This window comes from Neobacillus cucumis, from assembly GCF_023715505.1.
Genome location: NZ_JAMBOH010000017.1, coordinates 1 through 19,771, shown reverse-complemented (window position 1 = coordinate 19,771; position 19,771 = coordinate 1). Strand labels below are relative to the sequence as shown.

The window sequence follows — 19,771 nt, the reverse complement described above, 5'->3', positions numbered from 1 at the left end:
AGGGATATATAAATTAGATATATAATTTCAGGAGGGAAAACAAATGGCATTTAAAAAATATTCAATCGCAGCGGGGATTTTATCAGCTTCACTTCTTTTAGGAGCTTGCGGCAACAGTGACAGCGCATCTGGTACGAAAAAAGACAGCGGCAGCAAGGATGGTAAAGTGGTTGTTGACATCTTTAATGGTAAGGTTGAAATCGCGGATCAGTTGAAAGCGTTAACAGATAAATATACAAAAGAACATCCAAACGTTACATTCAATATCGAATCAGTCGGAGGCGGCGCTGATGGTGCTGCAGCCCTTAAAGCAAAATTCGCTTCAAACAAAGCACCTGATATCTTCGGAAATGGCGGATATCAAGAAGCAATCACTTGGAAAGATAAATTAGAAGATTTATCTGATCAGCCTTGGGTAAAAGATGCTTATGAGGATGCCTTAAAACCAATGACAATGGACGGAAAAATTTATGGTCAGCCGGTAAACATGGAAGGATACGGCTTTGCTTATAATAAGAAATTATTTGAAAAAGCTGGTATTACAGAACTTCCAAAAACCTATTCAGAGTTAGAATCTGCAGCGAAAAAGCTTAAAGCTGCAGGTATTACACCTTTCTCAGTTGGCTATGCGGAATGGTGGGTATTAGCAAACCATGGTCTTAACGTTCCATTTGCTTACCAACAAGCAGATGACGAAAACTTTATCCCTGGTTTAAATGAAGGAAAATCAAAAATTGCAGGAAATAAATACTTCGAAGACTACTTTAAGCTTGTTGATTTAACTGTTAAATACGGTAACAAAAATCCATTAACTACTGACTACAATACAGAAGTAACCCAATTTGCTAATGGCGAAACTGCCATGATTCAACAAGGTAACTGGATTCAGCCAATGCTCGATAAATTAAATCCTGGTATGGAAGTTGGCTTTGTTCCTTTAGCACTTACAGATGATGCTGCGCAAGCAGATAAACTAATGGTTGACGTACCAACAAACTGGGTTGTTTATAACAAAGCACCAAATGCAGACAAAAAGGCTGCAAAAGATTTCTTGAATTGGATGGTATCTTCTGAAGAAGGTAAGACAGCATTAGTTAAAGATTTCAAATATGTTCCTGCATTCAAAACCATTGAAGCAAAAGCAGAAGACATTGGACCTTTAGGTGCTGACCTTCAAAAGTACTCTCAAGATGGAAAAACTTATTCTTGGCAGTTCATGAAGTATCCTGATGGTGCTGGACAAGAATTCGGAGCAACACTACAAGCATATGTTGGCGGCCAAAAGTCTAAAGCGGAGGCAATGAAGGCTCTTGACGCAACATGGGCTAAATTAAAAAAATAAGATTATAAATTTTTAAAGGCTCTTCTCGCCATGAGAAGAGCCTTTACTTTATTCACTGTCCGGTGTGTTTACCATGATTCCTGCTACTTGCGTTAATCTCTCATAAAAGGCTCTGCCTGCAGGATTCTGGTCAAGACCAATTTCTTGAAGGGCATCTTTCATACATTGCAGCCAATGCCGAGCCCTGGTTGGTGTTACCTCAAAAGGGAGATGACGCGATCTCATTGCCGGGGGACCGAATTCTTGACTATAAAGAGCGGGGCCTCCTAAAAATTGCGGCAAAAACATCCGCTGTTTTCGTTTGATCTCTTCCATATCTCCTTGAAAAAGCGGGGCCAGGACAGGATCGGCATAAACATGCGGATAAAAAGCTTCCACCAGTTTATCAATGGTTTCCTGTCCGCCAATTTCACTATAAAGTGATTTAAAATCGTAATCCATCTCTCTCACCATCCACTTTTAATTTTCCCCTATTTAAACAATAATAAAGAAAAAAGGGACCGAGTTTAGTGATTTAAATCACTCATTTCTGTTTAAAGTAGTTACCAAGTCTTGATTGTACTTTGTTGTGGTATTCTAAAATAATAATGGTTATTTCTCCTAAGAGGTGCAAATGATGAATAAAGCATGGTTCTATGTTGTTTTAACTTGTGTGTTTGAATGGATCTGGGTATACGGGTTTAATACTGCCCATACGTGGTGGCAGTGGGCTTTGGTTATAGCTGTGATTTTATGGGATTATCATATTCTTCCGAAAGCTTGTGAAACCCTCCCAACAGGCACGGTATATGCTATTTTTGCTGGGGTCGGTACGATTGGAACGGTGTTAATGGATGTATTCCTTTTTGGCGGCAGCATCACCCTGGGTGAAGTCTTTTGTATCGCCATTATTATTATTGGTGTCATTGGATTAAATCTTTCGGATAATAAGGAAGAAAAAGCAGCCATGAAAGGTGCTGCATAACCATGGGATGGTTATTTGTTTTGTTAGCTGCAGCTAGTGAGGTTACCGGTGCTGTTGGATTAAAATTGTATAGCCAGCAAAAGAATGTCCGTAATGGAATCGTTTATATAGGCGGATTCGGGGCTTCGCTTGCATTTTTATATGGATCATTTCAGTTTCTCCAGCTGAGTATCGCCTATGCGGTTTGGGTTGGAATTGGAACTGCTGGGGCTGTTTTCATCAATATGTTTCTGTTGGGAGAATCGAAAAGCGCGGGACGTGTCTTTAGTGTGGTATTGATTATTATTGGTGTCATCGGATTAAATGCTCTATCCTAAAAAAATCTGTCAGCACCCGCTGACAGATTTTTATTCTAGCTATTTAGGATATCTTCAATTCTTTCCAGTTCTTCATCCGTAAAGTCGAGGTTGTTCAATGCCGCAACATTTTCTTCAATTTGACTGACTCGGCTCGCACCGATTAGAACGGTTGTCACTTTTCCGCCGCGCAGTACCCATGAAAGGGCCATCTGCGATAAGCTTTGACCACGCTCACCAGCTATTTCATTTAATTTCCGGACTTGTTCAAGTACTTCCGGAGTGACATGTTCTTTTTGCAAGAATCCTGTTGGACTTGCGGCTCGGGATTCTGCTGGAATTCCTGTTAAGTATTTGTTCGTTAACAGTCCTTGCGCTAATGGACTAAAGGCAATCGAGCCAACTCCATTTTCTTGTAATACATCCTGAAGGCCATCCTCAATCCATCTGTTAAACATCGAATATTTTGGTTGATGGATAAGAAGCGGTGTACCAAGTTCGTTCAAGATTTTGATTGCTTCAGTGGTTTGTTCGGCACTGTAATTAGATATTCCGACATATAGTGCTTTTCCTTGACGCACAATGGAATCTAATGCCATCATGGTCTCTTCTAACGGTGTATTCGGATCTGGACGGTGTGAATAAAAAATGTCAACATACTCAAGTCCCATTCGTTTTAGACTTTGGTCTAAACTTGAGATTAAGTACTTCCTAGAGCCCCAATCCCCATATGGACCAGGCCACATATAGTAGCCAGCTTTTGTTGAAATCACCATTTCGTCACGATATGGAGCGAAATCTGATTTTAGCATTCGGCCAAACATTTCTTCCGCTGAGCCTGCTGGCGGGCCATAATTATTGGCTAAATCGAAGTGGGTGATTCCTAAATCAAAGGCCCTTCTCAGCATATCTCTGCCATTTTCGTATGTATCGACGCCGCCGAAGTTATGCCAAAGGCCTAAAGATACCGCTGGAAGCAACAATCCTGAACGTCCGGTTCGATTGTATTTCATCCCTTCGTAGCGATTGTCTGCAGCTTGATAAACCATCGTAATCCCCTCTTTCCCAATGTAAACCCTTCCACCATTATATAGACTGGGGGTTAATTTTTAAAGGATGGAGACTTGGAAAGATAGTAAATGTTGTTTGGCAATAGACAAAACATGGATATTTCCGAAGAGTATTTTAATACCGATGAATTCGACAATATCTAAATGTCTTTGAGGACACTTTCATCAATCTCGCGGAAACTTAGTCATAAGCAGCCGCTAGTGAAAAATAGATTTTGCCATTCCTGATTCTTCCTACCTTATTCTTGCTAATTCTTCTAAAAATGCCGGTCTTTTTTTATGTCTATCTCTTAGATCTGTAATGAGCTGATGGGAAGGTATTGTCCCACAGGCTTTTTTATAGATCTTAATTAAGTCACACACCTTACGATATTTTTTTCGATCTGCCGCTTCATCTGCTGATTGATGGATATATTGGATGAAGACGTCGGTTACTTCCTTAGTAAAATCCTTAATTAAATACGGGTAATATTCCGTAATTACCATCATATGGTCCTGACAGTAACACAATAGCTCAGCTTTCAAATCTTCCTCTATTAAAATCGAAACATAGGCAGAAGGCTGGTGTTTATCCCTGCGAAATTCCTCAACAATTTCTCGCAAAGCCGCTTCCCATTCGATTACGGGATATAACTCTTTTAGCTTCTGATAGTATTTAAATTCATTTTTATATAGAAGCTCTCTAGCTAGCTCCCTTTGTTTCTCAATATCCCCAAGTATTTCGTATGCCTGATAGCGGTATTCTTTCCATTCTTTCACAAGACCCGGATATGCCTGATCGGCTGACTCCCCCTCTAAACAAAGCTGAATCACATTTTTATAGTCTGCTGAATCCAACTCCATTACAATGGCCTTTTTACGGAACTCACTAATATTGATATTTTCATAGATAAACTTCCTGGCTTCGTCCAATCCCTCACATGTTTCAATGATTTCAAGCTGAATTAGTTTTACTTCTTTTTGGTCATAATTAGCATTCCAGGAGGTTCCGGACTTCTCTAGGAGGTTATCCAATTGTTTTTCTAACTTCTTCCTAATTTCTTGATGGTGGGAAAAATGGGTACAGATCCTTAAAAGATCGTAGCGCCAGTCACTCCAGTCATCATATACAGCTTTCTGCAATTCTTTTAAGATGGCCTCAAAAAGTTTCTTTTGCTCCTTTTCAGGCAGTAGTTTTACACTGGCTGAAACGGCCTTTTCCAATATTCTGAGAGCCCAATTGATGATGCTGCCGGCAGAGCCATCGGAGTCATCGGCATGCTGGAGCATTTTTACAACAGGAGTTAAGACTGTGAGAGACAATAATACCGCATTTTGAGTATCCCCTGCATCTAGTTTGCTCTGTGCCTTTTGTAGTGTTAAATCCGCCCCTTTTAGCGCCTGCCCAATGTGACGCCAATTAATAAATCCTTTTCTTTTTGCCCCAGTAATATATTCCTGAATTAGCTTTTTGGCAGAGGATATTTCTTCTTTATCAGGACTAAACTTAAATATCAATCTTTTTTCTATATCTGGAAACTCCTCAGTTAAATCAAGAATAATGTTAATTAAATCCTCTTTGTTTTGGCTTTGCAGGATTGAATTTACACTTTTTTTCTCCTGTTCCTCTATCACCGCTAAATCATGCCTTTCTGGCCTTTTGTCTCTTAATGCATAAAGAACCGCTGCCTTATGCTTACAATATTTGTTCAGGTCATATGGACAATCACAATAAGCATTCACTACAACATCACCATTAATATATATATTAACGCGATAAACCTTCGAACCATCTACTAGGGCTGTATATTGAATTTCATCTGAGGTAGTAAGATTTAGAATTTTTCCCTTTTTAAAATAACCTTGGCCGCGTTCGAGTACTTTATCTTCAATCCACTGCTCAAAATTAGATAGTTTCACACGCTCACCCCCGAGAATAAATTATCTATTATTCTACCATTTTCTCATGCATGATGCCTTCTCTTAAAAGAAAAAGAGCTGGTCCCATCTGGGAGAAGCTCTTCTTCATTTATTATAATTTCTCACCGTTCGTAGCAATAAGTTCTTTATACCAATAAAAGCTTTGTTTCCGAATGCGGCGTAAATCTTTTAAATCAAACTCATCACGGTTAACAAAGATAAAGCCATAGCGCTTGCTGCAGCCTTGATGGGTACTGATTAAGTCAATCGCTGACCATGGGCAGAAGCCGAATACTTCAACTCCATCAGTGATTGCCAGCTGCATTTGTTCGATATGCTTGCGTAAGAAATCAATACGGTAAGAGTCGTTAACCACATCGCCCTCTTCTAGCTCATCGAATGCACCTAAGCCATTCTCGGTTATAATTAGCGGAAGATTATATCGGTCATAAATTTCCCTTAATGTGTTTCTAAAGCCCACCGGATCAATCTCCCAGCCAAACTCATTCTTTTTCAGGTTCGGATTGGTCGCTCCTTTATAGACACCAGGCTCTCCGACGGTAATATGCTGGTCCCCTGTATGACCTACATCAGAACGATCCCCTTCACTAGCCGCAACCGTTTGGGAAGTATAGTAGTTAAAGGCAATAAAGTCAGGCTTCGCACTTGCTAAAACTTCCATATCGCCATCTAGAATGGTTGGAACATAGCCTTTTTCTTCAAAGTAATTCCATGCTGTCGTATTATAACGTCCAAAAACAGCCATATCTAAGTAAAGCCAGTTGCGGATGGCGGAATAATTATGGGCAGCCATAATATCTTCTGGCTTCGAGCTAGCAGGATAGATGGATACAATGTTCGGTGCCGGACCGATTTTTGCATTTGGCAGCATTTGATGACACAAATTCATCGCCTTTGCCTGTGCCACGAGCATGTGGTGGTTTTGCTGATATAATTCCTTCTTAGGATTTTCTAAGTTAGGATCTACTGTTCCAATTGCGTCTCCGTGAAGGATCATCATATTTTGTTCGTTAATCGTTAACCAATAGTTTACCCGATCACCGAAGTTTTCAAATAGGGTTTGAGCATATACTTCAAAGGCATCAATTGTTTCTCGGTTTGACCAGCCGCCTTTTTGCTGAAGGGTATACGGCAAGTCGAAATGATACATTGTAACAATTGGCTCGATACCATGTGAGACGATTTCATTAATTAAATTATTGTAAAACTCGATTCCCTTTTGATTTACTTCCCCAGAGCCGTTTGGATAAATTCTTGTCCAGGCGATTGAGAAGCGATAGGCTTTAAATCCCATTTCGGCTAGTAATGCAATGTCCTCTTTGTAATGATGATAATGATCGCTGGCTACTTTAAAATCAGTTGTGCCTTCAGGATATTTCGCCATATCGATAACAGATGGACCTTTTCCGTCTTCATTCCAGGCCCCTTCAATCTGATAAGCGGATGTGGAACCACCCCAGAAAAAATTTGTTGGGAATGGTTTAAGTTTAGTGTGTTTCATTTTCATGATCCTCCAATTCATGTTTATTTAAAGGCTTATAGAAACCCTGTTATCTGCCAAAACATATTCATGCCATTGCTTTCGGGAGTTATGATCCCTTCTTATCTGTCGTAACCCTCTCGCTCCATGCTTTTCAGGGGTTATGATCCCTTCTTATCTGTCGAAGATCAATCGCTCCATGCCTTTCAGGGGTTAGGATCCCTTCTTATCTGTCGAAGACCTCTCGTTCCATGTCCTTCAGGGGTTATGATCCCTTCTTATCTGTCGAAGATCATTCGCTCCATGCATTTCAGGGGTTATGATTCCTTCTTATCTGTCGAAGACCTCTCGTTCCATGTCCTTCAGGGGTTATGATCCCTTCTTATCTGTCGTAACCCTCTCGCTCCATGCCTTTCAGGGGTTATGATCCCTTCTTATCTGTCGTAACCCACTCGCTCCATGTCCTTCAGGGGTTATGATCCCTTCTTATCTGTCGTAACCCTCTCGCTCCATGCTTTTCAGGGGTTATGATCCCTTCTTATCTGTCGTAACTCTCTTGCTCCATGCCTTTCAGGGGTTATGATCCCTTCTTATCTGTCGTAACCCTCTCGCTCCATGCTTTTCAGGGGTTATGATCCCTTCTTATCTGTCGTAACCCTCTCGCTCCATGTCCTTCAGGGGTTATGATCCCTTCTTATCTGTCGTAACTCTCTTGCTCCATGCCTTTCAGGGGTTATGATCCCTTCTTATCTGTCGTAACCCTCTCGCTCCATGCTTTTCAGGGGTTATGATCCCTTCTTATCTGTCGTAACCCTCTCGCTCCATGTCCTTTAGGGGTTATGATCCCTTCTTATCTGTCGAAGATCATTCGCTCCATGCCTTTCAGGGGTTATGATCCCTTCTTATCTGTCGAAGACCTCTTGCCCCTTGCCCTTCAGGGGTTATGATCCCTTCTCATCACCCGTGCCATGTGCGTCAGGGGTTATGAAAGATTTTAATCTCTCAAAATACTTTTTAAGAGTATGAAAGACTTTAACTTTTCCCCAACTTCAAAATGTGAAATGCCGGCAGCCAAAACGGCTTACCGGCATTGTGAAGGATTAAAGTTGTTCGCCATTAGTAGCAATAACATCTTTATACCAGTAGAAAGATTTTTTCTTGCTTCGTCCTAATGATCCGCTGCCGTCGTCGTGTTTATCAACGTAAATAAATCCGTAACGCTTAGACATTTCGCCAGTAGATGCACTCACTAGGTCGATACAGCCCCAAGGAGTGTATCCTATTAAGTTAACACCATCTTCGATCGCTTCACCGATCGCTTTAATATGATCTCTTAAATAATCAATGCGATAATCATCGTTGATTGAGCCATCTGCTTCTACTTTGTCTATTGCCCCAAGACCATTTTCTACAATGAATAAAGGTACTTGATAGCGGTCATAAAGCTTATTTAATGAGATTCGAAGACCTTCTGGGTCAATCTCCCATCCCCAGTCACTGGCCTTAAGGAAAGGATTTTTCACACCACCGATTATATTACCGGATGCACCTTCTTCATTCGTTTTGTCTTTCTTTTCCGTGCGGGACATATAATAACTAAATCCGATATAATCGACAGTACCTTCTTTAATGATCTCTAAATCGCCATCTTGAATGTCTAATTTAATACCATTTTCCTTAAAGTAACGTTCGGCAAAGGCAGGATATTCACCACGAACTTGGACATCTCCACAATAATAGTTAAAAATTTGTTCCTCTTTTAAAGCATGCATGACATTTTCAGGGTTGCTGTCGAAAGCATACACTGGAGCATAAACGAGCATACATCCAATTTGCGAACCTGGAATAATTTCATGTCCTATTTTTACAGCTAAAGCACTAGCCACAAATTGATGATGCAGTCCTTGGAAGCTTTCTTGTAAACGAGCTTCTTCACTTGAGGCGGAAAAGCCTAAACCGAAAAGTGGGAAATGTGTCGCTCCATTAATTTCGTTAAAAGTCATCCAATACTTCACTTTATTTTTATAACGATCAAAAACGGTTCTTGCATATCGCTCAAAAAATCCAATGAGTTTTCGACTTTTCCAGGCACCATATTCTTTAATAAGGTGTAAAGGTGTTTCATAGTGAGAGATGGTCACAACAGGTTCAATACCATGTTTGTGTAATTCATCAAATACCCGGTCATAAAAAGCTAAACCTTCTTCATTCGGTGTTTCTTCGTCTCCTCTTGGGAAAATACGTGACCAAGCAATCGACATGCGGAATACCTTAAAACCCATTTCCGCAAAAAGAGCAATGTCTTCTTTATAGCGATGGTAAAAATCAATTGCTTCGTGGTTTGGATAGTGGTACTTACTTTCATCAATCTCATAATTGAAACCAGGTTTCATAAGGAGTTCTAAACGAACTTTTCCACCGGGTAGTACATCGGCAAGGTTTAAACCTTTACCGCCTTCTTGTGATGCTCCTTCTAATTGATTAGCAGCGGTTGCTCCGCCCCATAAAAAGTCTTCGGGAAATTTACGATTCATCAAAAGTCACCTCATTATTTTTTTTAGATCCTTAATTTTTACATTTATAATATGTAGAAAGTAGGGGGGGAATTGGTTTCCCCCATACCTCCTATTACTGCAGGGCTAGAAATGCTTCTCGTGCGTTAATGCTGCCTTTTTTTACAGGTTCGATGGTTTGATAACGGTCAGGATTTGTAATAATGACTGGAGTAATTAAGTCATATCCCTCTGCTTTAATAGCTTCCATATCAAAGGTTACAAGAGTTTGGCCAACTTCAACAAAGTCGCCATCTTTCACATGTGCGGTGAAATGTTTCCCTTCTAGCCTTACTGTATCCAAACCAACATGAATCAAGATTTCTGCTCCATTATCACTTGTAATGCCGATAGCGTGCTTGGTCTTAAAAATAGTTGTTACTCTACCAGTAACGGGAGATACTACTTTTCCTTCTTGCGGCTGGATGGCTAAACCTTTACCCATAATTCCTGTAGAGAAAGTGGGATCATTAACTTCGCTTAATGGTTTTACTTCACCTTTTAAAGGGCTGAATACTTTTTCTGCTGCTACAACTAATTGAGACTTTGTATCTACTGTGTTAGTTGCAGTTGCTGTTGTTGTATCTTGATTTTCTTCACTTTCAACGTCTTCAAATCCTATTAAAAAGGCTGCAACAGCACCTGCTGCGAAAGCGATTGGGAATCCTAAAGCTGCCCAGATAAATGTGTCACCGACAAAAGATGCTAATCCTGGTAAACCAGCGTTACCGCCAAGGATAAAGTATTTTACACCAAGAGCGCTGTAGTACGCTCCACCAACGGCTCCACCGATAAGTCCACCGATAAATGGCTTCTTAAGACGCATGTTTACACCGTACATAGCCGGCTCAGTAACACCCATAACAGCAGTTAAGCTAGTAGTCATGGCTAAAGATTTAAAAGATTTATTTTTAGAACGTAGTGATACAGCAAATGTTGCTCCAGCTTGTCCCATATTTGCCATAAACATCGAAGGCATAATAACATCATAGCCTTTAGTCGCTATATTGTTCATTGCAATTGGCAAAAATGCATAGTGCATACCTGTCATAATGATTAATGACCATGTTCCACCTAATAGGGCTCCTGCAAATAATCCTGCGTGATCAAATAATGATCCTACTCCAGCAGAAAGCCAGTTTCCGATAATTGAACCTAATGGTCCAACGGCAATTAAAGTAACTGGGACAACAATTAATAATGTTAATGTTGGGACAAAGATCAGTTTAAACATGCTAGGAATAATTCGGTCAACCCATTTTTCCACATATGCTGCAATCCAGATGGCTAGTAAAATCGGGATAACAGTTGATGAATAAGTGACTGCCGTTACAGGTAGACCAAGGAAGTGAACCGGCTGACCTGCACTTAATAATGCTGTTATCGTTGGATGTAACAACGCTGCCCCTATGGCTGCTGCCACATAAATGTTGCTGCCAAATTTTCTAGCTGCACTCACTGCCAGCAAGATCGGTAAGAAATAAAACGCTCCATCGCCAATCGCATTTAAGATCGTGTAAACTTGACTCTTATCAGATATCCAATGGAATGTTAGTAAAATGGCTAGAATCCCTTTAATCATACCTGCACCGGCAATCGCAGGCAGGATTGGTGTGAACGTACCCGAGATTACATCAAAGATTGCATTGATTGGATTTGTCCCTTTTTCAGATTTCTTACTTTTACTATCAATTTTAATCGTGCTATTTTCTAAAATAGCATTATATACTTTTGGAACATCATTTCCGATAATAATCTGGAATTGATCACCGCTGATATTGGTGCCCATGATTCCAGGAACTTTTTCTAATCTTTTACGATCTACCTTACTTTGATCCTGTAAATTGAAACGTAGTCTTGTCATGCAGTGAATAACATTCTGAACATTTCCTTCACCGCCGACAAGTTCTACAATACTTATAGCTGTTTTTTTGTAATCCATGGTGTGACCTCCTGATTTTTTGTAAAAAAATAACCTGAGTAACAAGAGTTGGACACAGACACTATGGTCCCACTCGTGTTCCTCAGGTTTTGCCTGCATTACCAGTAACAATCCTGTGTTAAAAGTATTGAATTTGTAAACCGCCGAAGCCAGTTGTTATTCTGGCCAGTTCCTGCAACTGTACTTCGACTAAGGGAATAAAAAAAACCTAAATTGCACACCACACCCATAAGAGTTATAGCACTACAATTTAGGTTTTGCCTGCTTATCAGTAACAATCCTAATAAATTAATATTAATTTGTAAACACATAATAGCACACGCTTTCATTTCCTGTCAACGCTTTCTCCTAAAATTTTTTTAAGATCTATTTACTACACGTTCAATATGGATGGTAAGGTAGGCCATCTCTTCTTTTGTCAGCTGATGGTTATGTGTTTTTTTGATAAAATCGCGGATTTTCTCCACACATACAAAGGCTTCTTTTTGCTTCTCTTTGACCATCTCATAGAGAAAATCATCTTCATTGTTATAGGGAGAATCGGTATATAATCTCTGCGCAAAAAATTTAAGATGAGTAAGAAAACGGAAATAGTTCAATGACTCTTCATCGAGTTCAATTTTAAAATGATATTTGACGATATTTAAAATATCTTGAATTAATTTAGTCATATTAACAACGTTAGGCATTTCTTCGTTTAACTCGGCATTGACAATATGCATGGCAATAAAGCCGGCTTCATCCTCTGGAAGAGTAATCCCAAGCATCTCTTTTATCTTTGTTAATGCCTTTAAACCAACCGTATATTCGTCAGCATAAATACGTTTTATTTCCCAAAGTAATGGGTTGGAAATCCGTAATCCTTTTTGCTCTCTCTCAATAGCAAAGTTAATATGGTCTGTTAAAGATACATAAATACTATCATTTAATTTTTTCCCTAGTTTTTCTTTCGCGTAGGAAATAATCCTTTCAGAGATATCCATATATTCCATTGGGACATCATACAATAACGTTTTAAATTTTTCCGAGACATCCTTATTATCTAACTTAAAAGTTTTCTCAATCTTTGATTCGTCCACAAGGTCACCCGGTCTTTTTTGGAACGCAATCCCTCTGCCCATAACCACAAGTTCTTTATTATGGGCATCGATTACACTGATGACATTGTTATTAATTACTTTTGCGATTTTCATGTCATTCACCTCTAAAAAAAATAAAAACCTAAAACTAATGATAATCACATTAGTCTTAGGTTTTGCCTGATTTAACAGTAACAATCCTATAATATAAAAATTAATTTAATAAAATCTTAACATCAAATAAAAAGACAATCAATAATTAATCGAACGGGAGATAGGAAATTCGGCCCTTGTTCGATTTAAGGGAGTAGCCTTTTGATGAGTGATTTGGGCTTCTTTCTTGATTTTTCAACCATGAATTGGAAGACATACATTAGCACGGATTTGGCCATAAACAGGATTCCCATTTGATAATGCTTCAGGCGGACAAGTGTGACAATGCCTATCCTTTTTAATGCAAACATTCCAGGATAAACAAACAGAAAATCGGTGACTAAGTTTAGTATTAGATAGCGAAAAAAGTTTCCAAATGTAAATTTTAATATCCACATTGAGCCAATAAAAAAGGGCCCTAAAAGGAAAGGTAATTCCCCCATTACATTTGGGATTAATTTTTCATAAAATCTCCACCATACTCGCCTCTTGGCTAGTATGCTTTCGACCGAAATCCAGGCTACGATAAAAAAGGCACCTGGTAAAAAGCGTTTGAAGTTTTTTTTCCCTAGCATCGGTACTGATAGCCAGGGTATTAGCATTAATACGAGTAAAAACATTTTATTATGTTTCATCTATAGCCATTCCTTTTTTATTTTTAATATGCACAATCATCCGTGGTATTATTTACTATATTGGAAATTCTTCCTATATTGATGATATATCAAAATAATGTCATGGACTCATGTTTGTTTTTATAATAATATGTTAGTTTGCGAGTATTCTGAATTAACGTGGTTCGAAAACCTCCCACGTAAAAAAACTAAGGAGAAATGAATATGGAGAAATTTGCGCAGGCAACAAGTACGAATACCCCATCAGGCAAAGTACACAGAAACGCGCACGGAATCGTCGTTAATGGGATTATTGCCGCATTGTACATTGCTGTTTCAGCATTGATTCAGCCGTTTGGGTTTACCCAGGTTCAGTTCCGTATATCAGAGATGTTTAATCATTTAGTCGTTTTTAATAAAAAGTACATTTACGGGATTGTTTTAGGTGTATTTTTGACGAATTTATTTTTCTCGCCGATGAAGGCTTACGATTTAATTTTTGGGGTGGGACAATCGGTGATTGCTTTAGTCATTACCATTCTTTGCTCACGGTACATTAATGGGAGTTGGGCTAGAATGATGGTAAATACTCTTGTTTTCACGTTTACGATGTTCTTGATTGCACTTGAACTGCATTTAGCTTTTAATCTGCCCTTCCTATTCACATGGCTCACCACCGCTATAGGTGAATGGGTTGTGATGGCAATAGGAATGCCGGTAATGTATATTTTGAATAAACGTGTTCATTTTAAGAAAATGGTGTAAATGTAAACGGAGAGTTGCTGCTATTAGCGGCAGCTCTTTTATTTTTGAATGGTGATTTTGGTGTGGAGCTCTCATACGCAAATTTCTCAAAAATAAGCAGATAGATAGCAATTCAATTTTTGAAAAATTATAATAATAAGGCAAGTCGGCTAAACAATTAGGTGGATAAAATCAATTAAAAATAAATTCTTTAATCTTAGACTAGAGGGGGAAAATTGCGATGGTTCAACGTCCAGAAGTAAGTGAGTTTCCTGAGTATTACCTGCCGTATGTAAATTTGGTTTCAGATGGGGACTTATTGGAGATTTTAAAAGAGAATTTGAAGAATACTGCCTCAATAGCTGAAGGTTTATCCGAGGAAGCTGGACAGTCTCGTTATGCTCCAGGGAAGTGGAGTATCAAAGAAGTTCTTGGTCATATGACTGACACAGAACGGATTATGAGCTACCGTTTGTTGCGAGTTGGCCGCGGTGATCAAACACCACTTGCTGGTTTCAACGAGAACGACTATATTGCTGCCTCTAACTATGATGGGCTTTCAATAAAACAAATCATCGAAGACTTTACCGCTGTCCGTAAAGCTACCATCACGCTCATTAACAATATGCCAGAAGAAGCTTGGGAGAAGATTGGAATTGCCAACAATTTCAATACTACTACACGTGCCCTCGCCTACATCATCGCAGGCCACGCACTCCATCACCTTAAAATAATAAATGAACGATACCTATAGTAATAATGGTGTCAGGCACCATTTGATAGCAAGAAAACCTTTATTGGTTTTTCTTTTTTATTACGAACATAAATTCCTTGTTTTATAATTAAAATATTGGTAAGAATAGGAATTGTGTTGTTTCACTTATCCTTGTTCATACCAATGTTGTTTTATGTTACAGAAGGAAAGTCATGTTTACCATTAACCAAGGAGCTGATTTATGATGACATTACGTTTGATTCCCTATCTAGTGATGAATGGTAATGCAAAGGAAGCAATTGAATTTTATCAAAAAGCCTTAGATGCTCAGGTTCTGTTCAGCCAATCGTTCGGTGAAATGCCGGAGAATCCTGAATTCCCACTGCCAGCAGAAGCAAAGGATCGTGTTAGTCATGCAACCATTAAAATTGGTGAAACAGATCTAATGCTGTCCGATACCTTCCCAGGACAGCCACATCAAAGCGGGAATCAGGTAACGATCTGTATTTCCACAAATGATGCTGATCAGGCACATAGATTTTTTGATGCATTAAAGGATGGCGGTCAAGTGGGTATGCCGCTGCAAGAGACTTTCTTTAGCCCGGCTTATGGCAGTGTTACGGATAAGTTCGGTGTTACATTTCAAGTTTTCACTGAGGGCAGATAATCATTTGGATTAATTTCCTAAACTAATCTCCAGCATGAGGTTAATATACATAGTGGGAAAGCAACCAAAAAAAGGCTTTCCTGCATCTTATGCAGCGAAGCCTTTTTTTGGTTTTTATCCATTGTTCACCCATAATCGAGTGAATATAATTTCATTTATAAGTTAATCTTTGCCTCCACGCCATAATGGTCAGATACCACCATTTTATTGTGATTGTTAAAGATTACTCTTGAAAAATCTACTTGTACAGGTTGATTGGTTAAGATTAAGTCAATTCGCAGGTCTTGCTTATTATTGCTCCAGCCGGCGATTTTTCCTTTAACGGTAATTCCTTCATCTTTTTCTTCTGCCAAATTGTATGTGTCATAAAGGCCATGACTTACCAAGTACTCATACCCCTCTCCCTTAAGAGAAGCATCGTTGTTGAAATCACCCATTAGAAAAAAATGCTCATCCCAATTCAACTTCTTGAACATCTTGTCAGCCTGTGCCTTAAAAGGTTCAACTTCATCATGCCACCAGCCCATATGGCAAGAATAAAAAGTATAAGGTTTGTCCTTGTACTTAATCGTTGCTCCTATTATTCTTCTTGTTTTCCAGTTTACTGCATAATCCTCACTTTGCGATACAAAAAAGGAGCGGTGCTGAATGATTGGATGTTTGGTTAGAATCGCAACCCCTTCTTCATAGGTTCCATTCTTGATATAGTGAGTTAAATCCCACACCATCGCATATTCGTCATTGCCACGCTTTTTAAGTTCTTGTAACAAAACGTAGACATAATTGTTTTTCTTTACTAGCCCATCCACATACTCTTCAGCTAATGCCTGGCTTACCTCCTGCAAGGAAATAACATCATAAGAGTTTTCAATTATGGTATCTACTAAATGTGCTATCTTATCAAGCTGATGTTCCTCATGCCAAGAATGGCAGTTTAATGTTAAGAGTTTCATAATCACCATACCCCGATGTATTTGACATAGTGAATATTTTAACATACAAGTTTCATGTTATACATTAATGAGTCCTTCAACATTGGTATAGTGTTAATACCATTAATGGTGACAGGCACCAATTTTAGCCTAGTTTGGTGCGGGCTGCGGCTGGCTGATATTTTCTCATCGGCCCTTTTTCGAGGACTTCATGGAGATAGAGGTTACCTTTCGGGCTCGTTTTCTTTAGCAGGTCCATCAGGTATGTAATGTCATCGAGCGCTCTATGTGTTTGGTAATCTGTAATATCATGAGCCTGTAATAATGTAAGGAGTTTTCCGTTTGGAAATCCATAGTTTTTCCAAGGAATATTTCTCATCGTACAATACCATTTTAATTCATTGACTTCAGGATACATGTGGTACAGGAAACTTCGGTCAAAAGAAGCGTTATGCGCAAAAACCGCATCAGCACGATGGAAATACGATTTAATTTTCACATCATAAAAGCTTTTTCCTTTTACTAATTCATAAGGAATCCCATGGACACGAAAGGCAGTGTCATAATTGTTTCGGGCGGTCCTTGAAAGGGGCTCACGTAAGAAGGAATCCTCTTCTATAATGTCAATAATTTCTCCCGTTTCACTCCGGTAGGTGAATAATTTAAGGGCAAGTTCAATAACTTCGTCTTTTGTAGGCCCCAAACCGGTGGTTTCAACGTCTAGAACTAACCCATATTGTTCCAATCTTTGCATACTGATCATTCCTTAAAATAAAGTTATCCCCATTATATCAAAGCTCAGGTCATTAAACATGGCCATTCTTTGGGATTAGATATATTTAAAAAGGCATCCCCCTAGTGAATGCCTTTCATCTCATCTCGTACTTATTTTTCCTATTTAGAAACTTGCTCCTTTTCAATAATATCCTTAACCACATCTTCAATCGTCACATTTCCAAACGCCTTCTCTAAAGCGGTTTGTGCAATTGAAAATAGCGGGCCAATTGCGTCTTGAATATTTCTTCCCACGGGGCAAGCTGGATTTAGATGTTCATGGATACTAAATAATTCATCTTCCTTGACCACATCCACAGCCTGATAAACATCGAATAGAGTAATTTCGGATAGGTTCTTTGCTAACTCCGCTCCTGCAACCCCAGGTCGGACATTGACCAATCCTGTACTTTTTATCATCACCATTATTTTTCTAATAAATGCTGGATTCATGTTTACACTTCCTGCTAAAAACTCGGATGTACTAACACCACTTTATTTATCTCAATTAGGGTTAATATATGAATGTTAAAAACGGCAAATGGGCTGCTTATAGACATCTTTAGACACTTCCTTACAGTTACTAACCTATCTTTTTTGATGTAAATAAACCAATTACATGTTTACTTTACCTTAAAAGGCCCTAATCAATCAAAAAAGCAACAATGAATCGTTACTTTTCCATGAAAACCTAACGGCTGCTCTCCATTCCGTTCAGAAATGCCTGAATAATGATTGTAAGACTTTCATCCAAATTCAACTTCATTTTAAAGCCGCCCTTTTGCTCTAACGCAGAGAAGCCATGCAATATACTGCGTAATCCTCTGACAGTGTGTAAGGCCTGCTCTCCCTCCAAATGATAGGATTGCAGGACACGGACAGATAGGTCAACAATTCTTCCCCCGGCCTGCTGTACCTCTTCATCTTCCGGGTTTGGTGCTAGTAATGTCGCTTCATAAATCCCCGGATGTTTTCGGGCATAGTTTACATATGCCTTACTCATCGAAAGAACGGCCTCCATTCCGGCTACCCCTATGGAGGCATTTGCCATCTCCTCATATAATTGGTTGATTCCATGAATCGCAAGTTTTTTTCTTAAACCTGGCAGTCCGTCAAAATGGTTATACAATGACGGGGGGCGAATCCCTAATTTTTTCGCTAGGGTTGCTAGTGTAACCTCAGACATTCCTTGTTGATCGGCAATTTCCCCTGCTGCATCTAGTATGGCGGACAATTCAAGTCCAACTTTAGGTCTCGGTGACATTTCCCTTCTCCTTTATCCGATTTTCCGATTAAACACTTCCACTGCTTTTTCCATAACAGCCATAGGATTCTCCACCATTTCCCCGTGGCCCACTGCCAGCAGCTTAGGTTGATAGCTAAGCAATTTTTTTGCACTTGCTAACGCTGTTTTCTTACTCCAAGTACCGAAAGCCGGAAATGGAAAGAATGGTTTTATATCCCCGGCAACGGCGATACCACCTCTTGTTTGAAAGGCATCACCAGCAATTAAGGCTTTAGTCCGCAAATCGAGGAATGACATCGATCCTGGTGTATGCCCTGGTGTTTCAATGGCGGTTAATGAACCAACTAACTCTCCTTCTTTGAGTAAAATGTTGGCCCGAGTTTTTAGATCCTTCGGCACTCCCCCTTTTATCGGAGTTTGATCTTCATGAGGATCAAGTGAACGGTCATAATTCATTAGTCTGTAGTCACGGGATGAGATATAAACAGGTACTTCTGGCAGTCCCTTTTTTAATGGATCAAGGGCACCAACATGGTCTTCATGAGCATGTGTTAATACAATTTTGGTAATAGGTTTCCCAATTTGTTCTGCTGCCCTCAAAATTCCATTTGCGCAAAATCCGAGGCCAGCATCTATTAACGTTAGTCCCTCGTCTTCTTCCACCAAATAGCAGTTTACCGGAAAAACATGTGCCATAAATGTCACTTGATAAACATAACCTTTTTTTATTAGCCTCATTTCCCTATCTCCTTTAACTAATATCGTTAGTTTTATTTTAGTTAACGCAATTAGTTAAATCAAGATATTTTTTCCTTTTTTTTGAAATAAAAAAGCGTCTCCTACTCTTATTGAGATGGAGACGCTTATCTTATTTCAAAAGACATGATTTGGATTGTTAAAAGCTGCTATCCTCATTTAATTCCTGTTTGCTTTCATACCAACGGGTAACCTGAGTAAGAATAGCATAGACAAAAAAGAAATTCATTGCCCAGACATTAATAAAAGGTGCAATTCCTCCATATTCGATCGTTTCAAAGCCTTTTAGCTTCATTACGATCATCGATTCGATAAAAATAAGTATAAAACCAAGTACTCCCGCGACAGCAGCCTTTAACATTAGCCTTCCCCTCCAAATCTTCTTCCTAAGTTTTTTATCCTAATTAAACATTAGTAATATTGCAATTTCGACAATTTTGTGAACGTAGATAATTCTATTATATGGCATATTTTAATAAACACAACTAATTAAAAGTAAAAAAGGTGCCTGACACCCTTTGGGTG

Annotated in this window: 19 protein-coding genes, 1 pseudogene and 1 riboswitch; of the genes and pseudogenes, 6 read left to right on the top strand and 14 right to left on the bottom strand. The window is 39.1% G+C overall.

All coding sequences use genetic code 11. The features are described from left to right. Positions 1–43 precede the first annotated feature (43 nt). A complete protein-coding gene (locus tag M3226_RS20900) occupies positions 44–1,342 on the top strand; it encodes an ABC transporter substrate-binding protein (protein WP_251570152.1) in 1,299 nt (432 codons plus the stop codon). A 48-nt stretch (positions 1,343–1,390) separates the two neighbouring features. Here the strand turns inward: M3226_RS20900 and M3226_RS20895 are convergent, their stop codons facing one another. Further along, positions 1,391–1,783, bottom strand: a complete 393-nt coding sequence (locus tag M3226_RS20895) for a globin domain-containing protein (RefSeq protein ID WP_251570137.1) — start codon at positions 1,781–1,783, stop codon at positions 1,391–1,393. Between the two features lie 172 nt (positions 1,784–1,955). Between M3226_RS20895 and M3226_RS20890 the strand changes: the two genes are divergently transcribed. Both M3226_RS20890 and M3226_RS20885 read left to right on the top strand, forming a co-directional pair. After that, positions 1,956–2,306, top strand: a complete 351-nt coding sequence (locus M3226_RS20890) for a DMT family transporter (protein WP_251570131.1) — start codon at positions 1,956–1,958, stop codon at positions 2,304–2,306. A 2-nt stretch (positions 2,307–2,308) separates the two neighbouring features. Then, the gene (locus M3226_RS20885) at positions 2,309–2,623 is read left to right on the top strand and encodes a DMT family transporter (protein ID WP_251570123.1); all 315 of its coding nucleotides are present in this window, start codon (positions 2,309–2,311) and stop codon (positions 2,621–2,623) included. Between the two features lie 35 nt (positions 2,624–2,658). Here the strand turns inward: M3226_RS20885 and mgrA are convergent, their stop codons facing one another. The 7 genes from mgrA to M3226_RS20850 form a co-directional block, all read right to left on the bottom strand. Next, entirely contained in the window at positions 2,659–3,651 is a 993-nt protein-coding gene (gene mgrA / locus M3226_RS20880) for an L-glyceraldehyde 3-phosphate reductase (RefSeq protein ID WP_251570107.1), read from the bottom strand. Between the two features lie 255 nt (positions 3,652–3,906). Next, the gene (locus M3226_RS20875; protein WP_251570087.1) at positions 3,907–5,571 is read right to left on the bottom strand and encodes an SWIM zinc finger family protein; all 1,665 of its coding nucleotides are present in this window, start codon (positions 5,569–5,571) and stop codon (positions 3,907–3,909) included. A 112-nt stretch (positions 5,572–5,683) separates the two neighbouring features. Further along, complete coding sequence (locus tag M3226_RS20870; protein WP_251570058.1) at positions 5,684–7,093, bottom strand: glycoside hydrolase family 1 protein; 1,410 nt, start codon at positions 7,091–7,093, stop codon at positions 5,684–5,686. 1,079 nt (positions 7,094–8,172) lie between these two features. After that, positions 8,173–9,606, bottom strand: coding sequence for a glycoside hydrolase family 1 protein (locus tag M3226_RS20865; protein WP_251570037.1), 1,434 nt, complete (start codon positions 9,604–9,606; stop codon positions 8,173–8,175). Positions 9,607–9,700: 94 nt separating this feature from the next. Further along, positions 9,701–11,566 carry a beta-glucoside-specific PTS transporter subunit IIABC gene (locus tag M3226_RS20860; RefSeq protein WP_251570025.1) on the bottom strand — a complete coding sequence of 622 codons (1,866 nt, stop codon included), beginning with the start codon at positions 11,564–11,566 and terminating at the stop codon, positions 9,701–9,703. 359 nt (positions 11,567–11,925) lie between these two features. Continuing rightward, entirely contained in the window at positions 11,926–12,759 is an 834-nt protein-coding gene (gene licT, locus M3226_RS20855; protein WP_251570013.1) for a BglG family transcription antiterminator LicT, read from the bottom strand. Between the two features lie 185 nt (positions 12,760–12,944). Beyond that, positions 12,945–13,433 carry a hypothetical protein gene (locus M3226_RS20850; RefSeq protein WP_251569982.1) on the bottom strand — a complete coding sequence of 163 codons (489 nt, stop codon included), beginning with the start codon at positions 13,431–13,433 and terminating at the stop codon, positions 12,945–12,947. 153 nt (positions 13,434–13,586) lie between these two features. Further along, a riboswitch (PreQ1 riboswitch) is annotated at positions 13,587–13,631 on the top strand. Positions 13,632–13,637: 6 nt separating this feature from the next. On the opposite strand from M3226_RS20850, the gene M3226_RS20845 reads away from it, so the two are divergent. From M3226_RS20845 to M3226_RS20835, 3 genes are all read left to right on the top strand, one after another. Then, on the top strand, positions 13,638–14,177 hold the full coding sequence (locus tag M3226_RS20845) for a QueT transporter family protein (protein WP_251569970.1): 540 nt from the start codon (positions 13,638–13,640) through the stop codon (positions 14,175–14,177). Positions 14,178–14,397: 220 nt separating this feature from the next. After that, positions 14,398–14,910, top strand: a complete 513-nt coding sequence (locus M3226_RS20840) for a DinB family protein (protein WP_251569952.1) — start codon at positions 14,398–14,400, stop codon at positions 14,908–14,910. Positions 14,911–15,115: 205 nt separating this feature from the next. Then, positions 15,116–15,538, top strand: coding sequence for a VOC family protein (locus M3226_RS20835; protein ID WP_251570440.1), 423 nt, complete (start codon positions 15,116–15,118; stop codon positions 15,536–15,538). Positions 15,539–15,693: 155 nt separating this feature from the next. Here the strand turns inward: M3226_RS20835 and M3226_RS20830 are convergent, their stop codons facing one another. The 6 genes and pseudogenes from M3226_RS20830 to M3226_RS20805 all read right to left on the bottom strand — a co-directional run bounded on the left by M3226_RS20830 (position 15,694) and on the right by M3226_RS20805 (position 19,607). Continuing rightward, complete coding sequence (locus M3226_RS20830; protein WP_251569942.1) at positions 15,694–16,491, bottom strand: endonuclease/exonuclease/phosphatase family protein; 798 nt, start codon at positions 16,489–16,491, stop codon at positions 15,694–15,696. Positions 16,492–16,615: 124 nt separating this feature from the next. After that, the gene (locus tag M3226_RS20825) at positions 16,616–17,224 is read right to left on the bottom strand and encodes an exonuclease domain-containing protein (RefSeq protein WP_251569928.1); all 609 of its coding nucleotides are present in this window, start codon (positions 17,222–17,224) and stop codon (positions 16,616–16,618) included. A 140-nt stretch (positions 17,225–17,364) separates the two neighbouring features. After that, positions 17,365–17,804 (bottom strand): annotated as a pseudogene (locus tag M3226_RS20820) (Rrf2 family transcriptional regulator). Between the two features lie 131 nt (positions 17,805–17,935). Continuing rightward, positions 17,936–18,508, bottom strand: coding sequence for a TetR/AcrR family transcriptional regulator (locus tag M3226_RS20815; protein ID WP_251569913.1), 573 nt, complete (start codon positions 18,506–18,508; stop codon positions 17,936–17,938). A 12-nt stretch (positions 18,509–18,520) separates the two neighbouring features. Next, positions 18,521–19,228 (bottom strand): MBL fold metallo-hydrolase, encoded by a 708-nt coding sequence (locus tag M3226_RS20810; protein ID WP_251569906.1) that lies wholly within the window; start codon positions 19,226–19,228, stop codon positions 18,521–18,523. A gap of 157 nt (positions 19,229–19,385) precedes the next feature. Further along, positions 19,386–19,607 carry a hypothetical protein gene (locus M3226_RS20805; protein WP_098530856.1) on the bottom strand — a complete coding sequence of 74 codons (222 nt, stop codon included), beginning with the start codon at positions 19,605–19,607 and terminating at the stop codon, positions 19,386–19,388. Between the last annotated feature and the right edge of the window lie 164 nt (positions 19,608–19,771).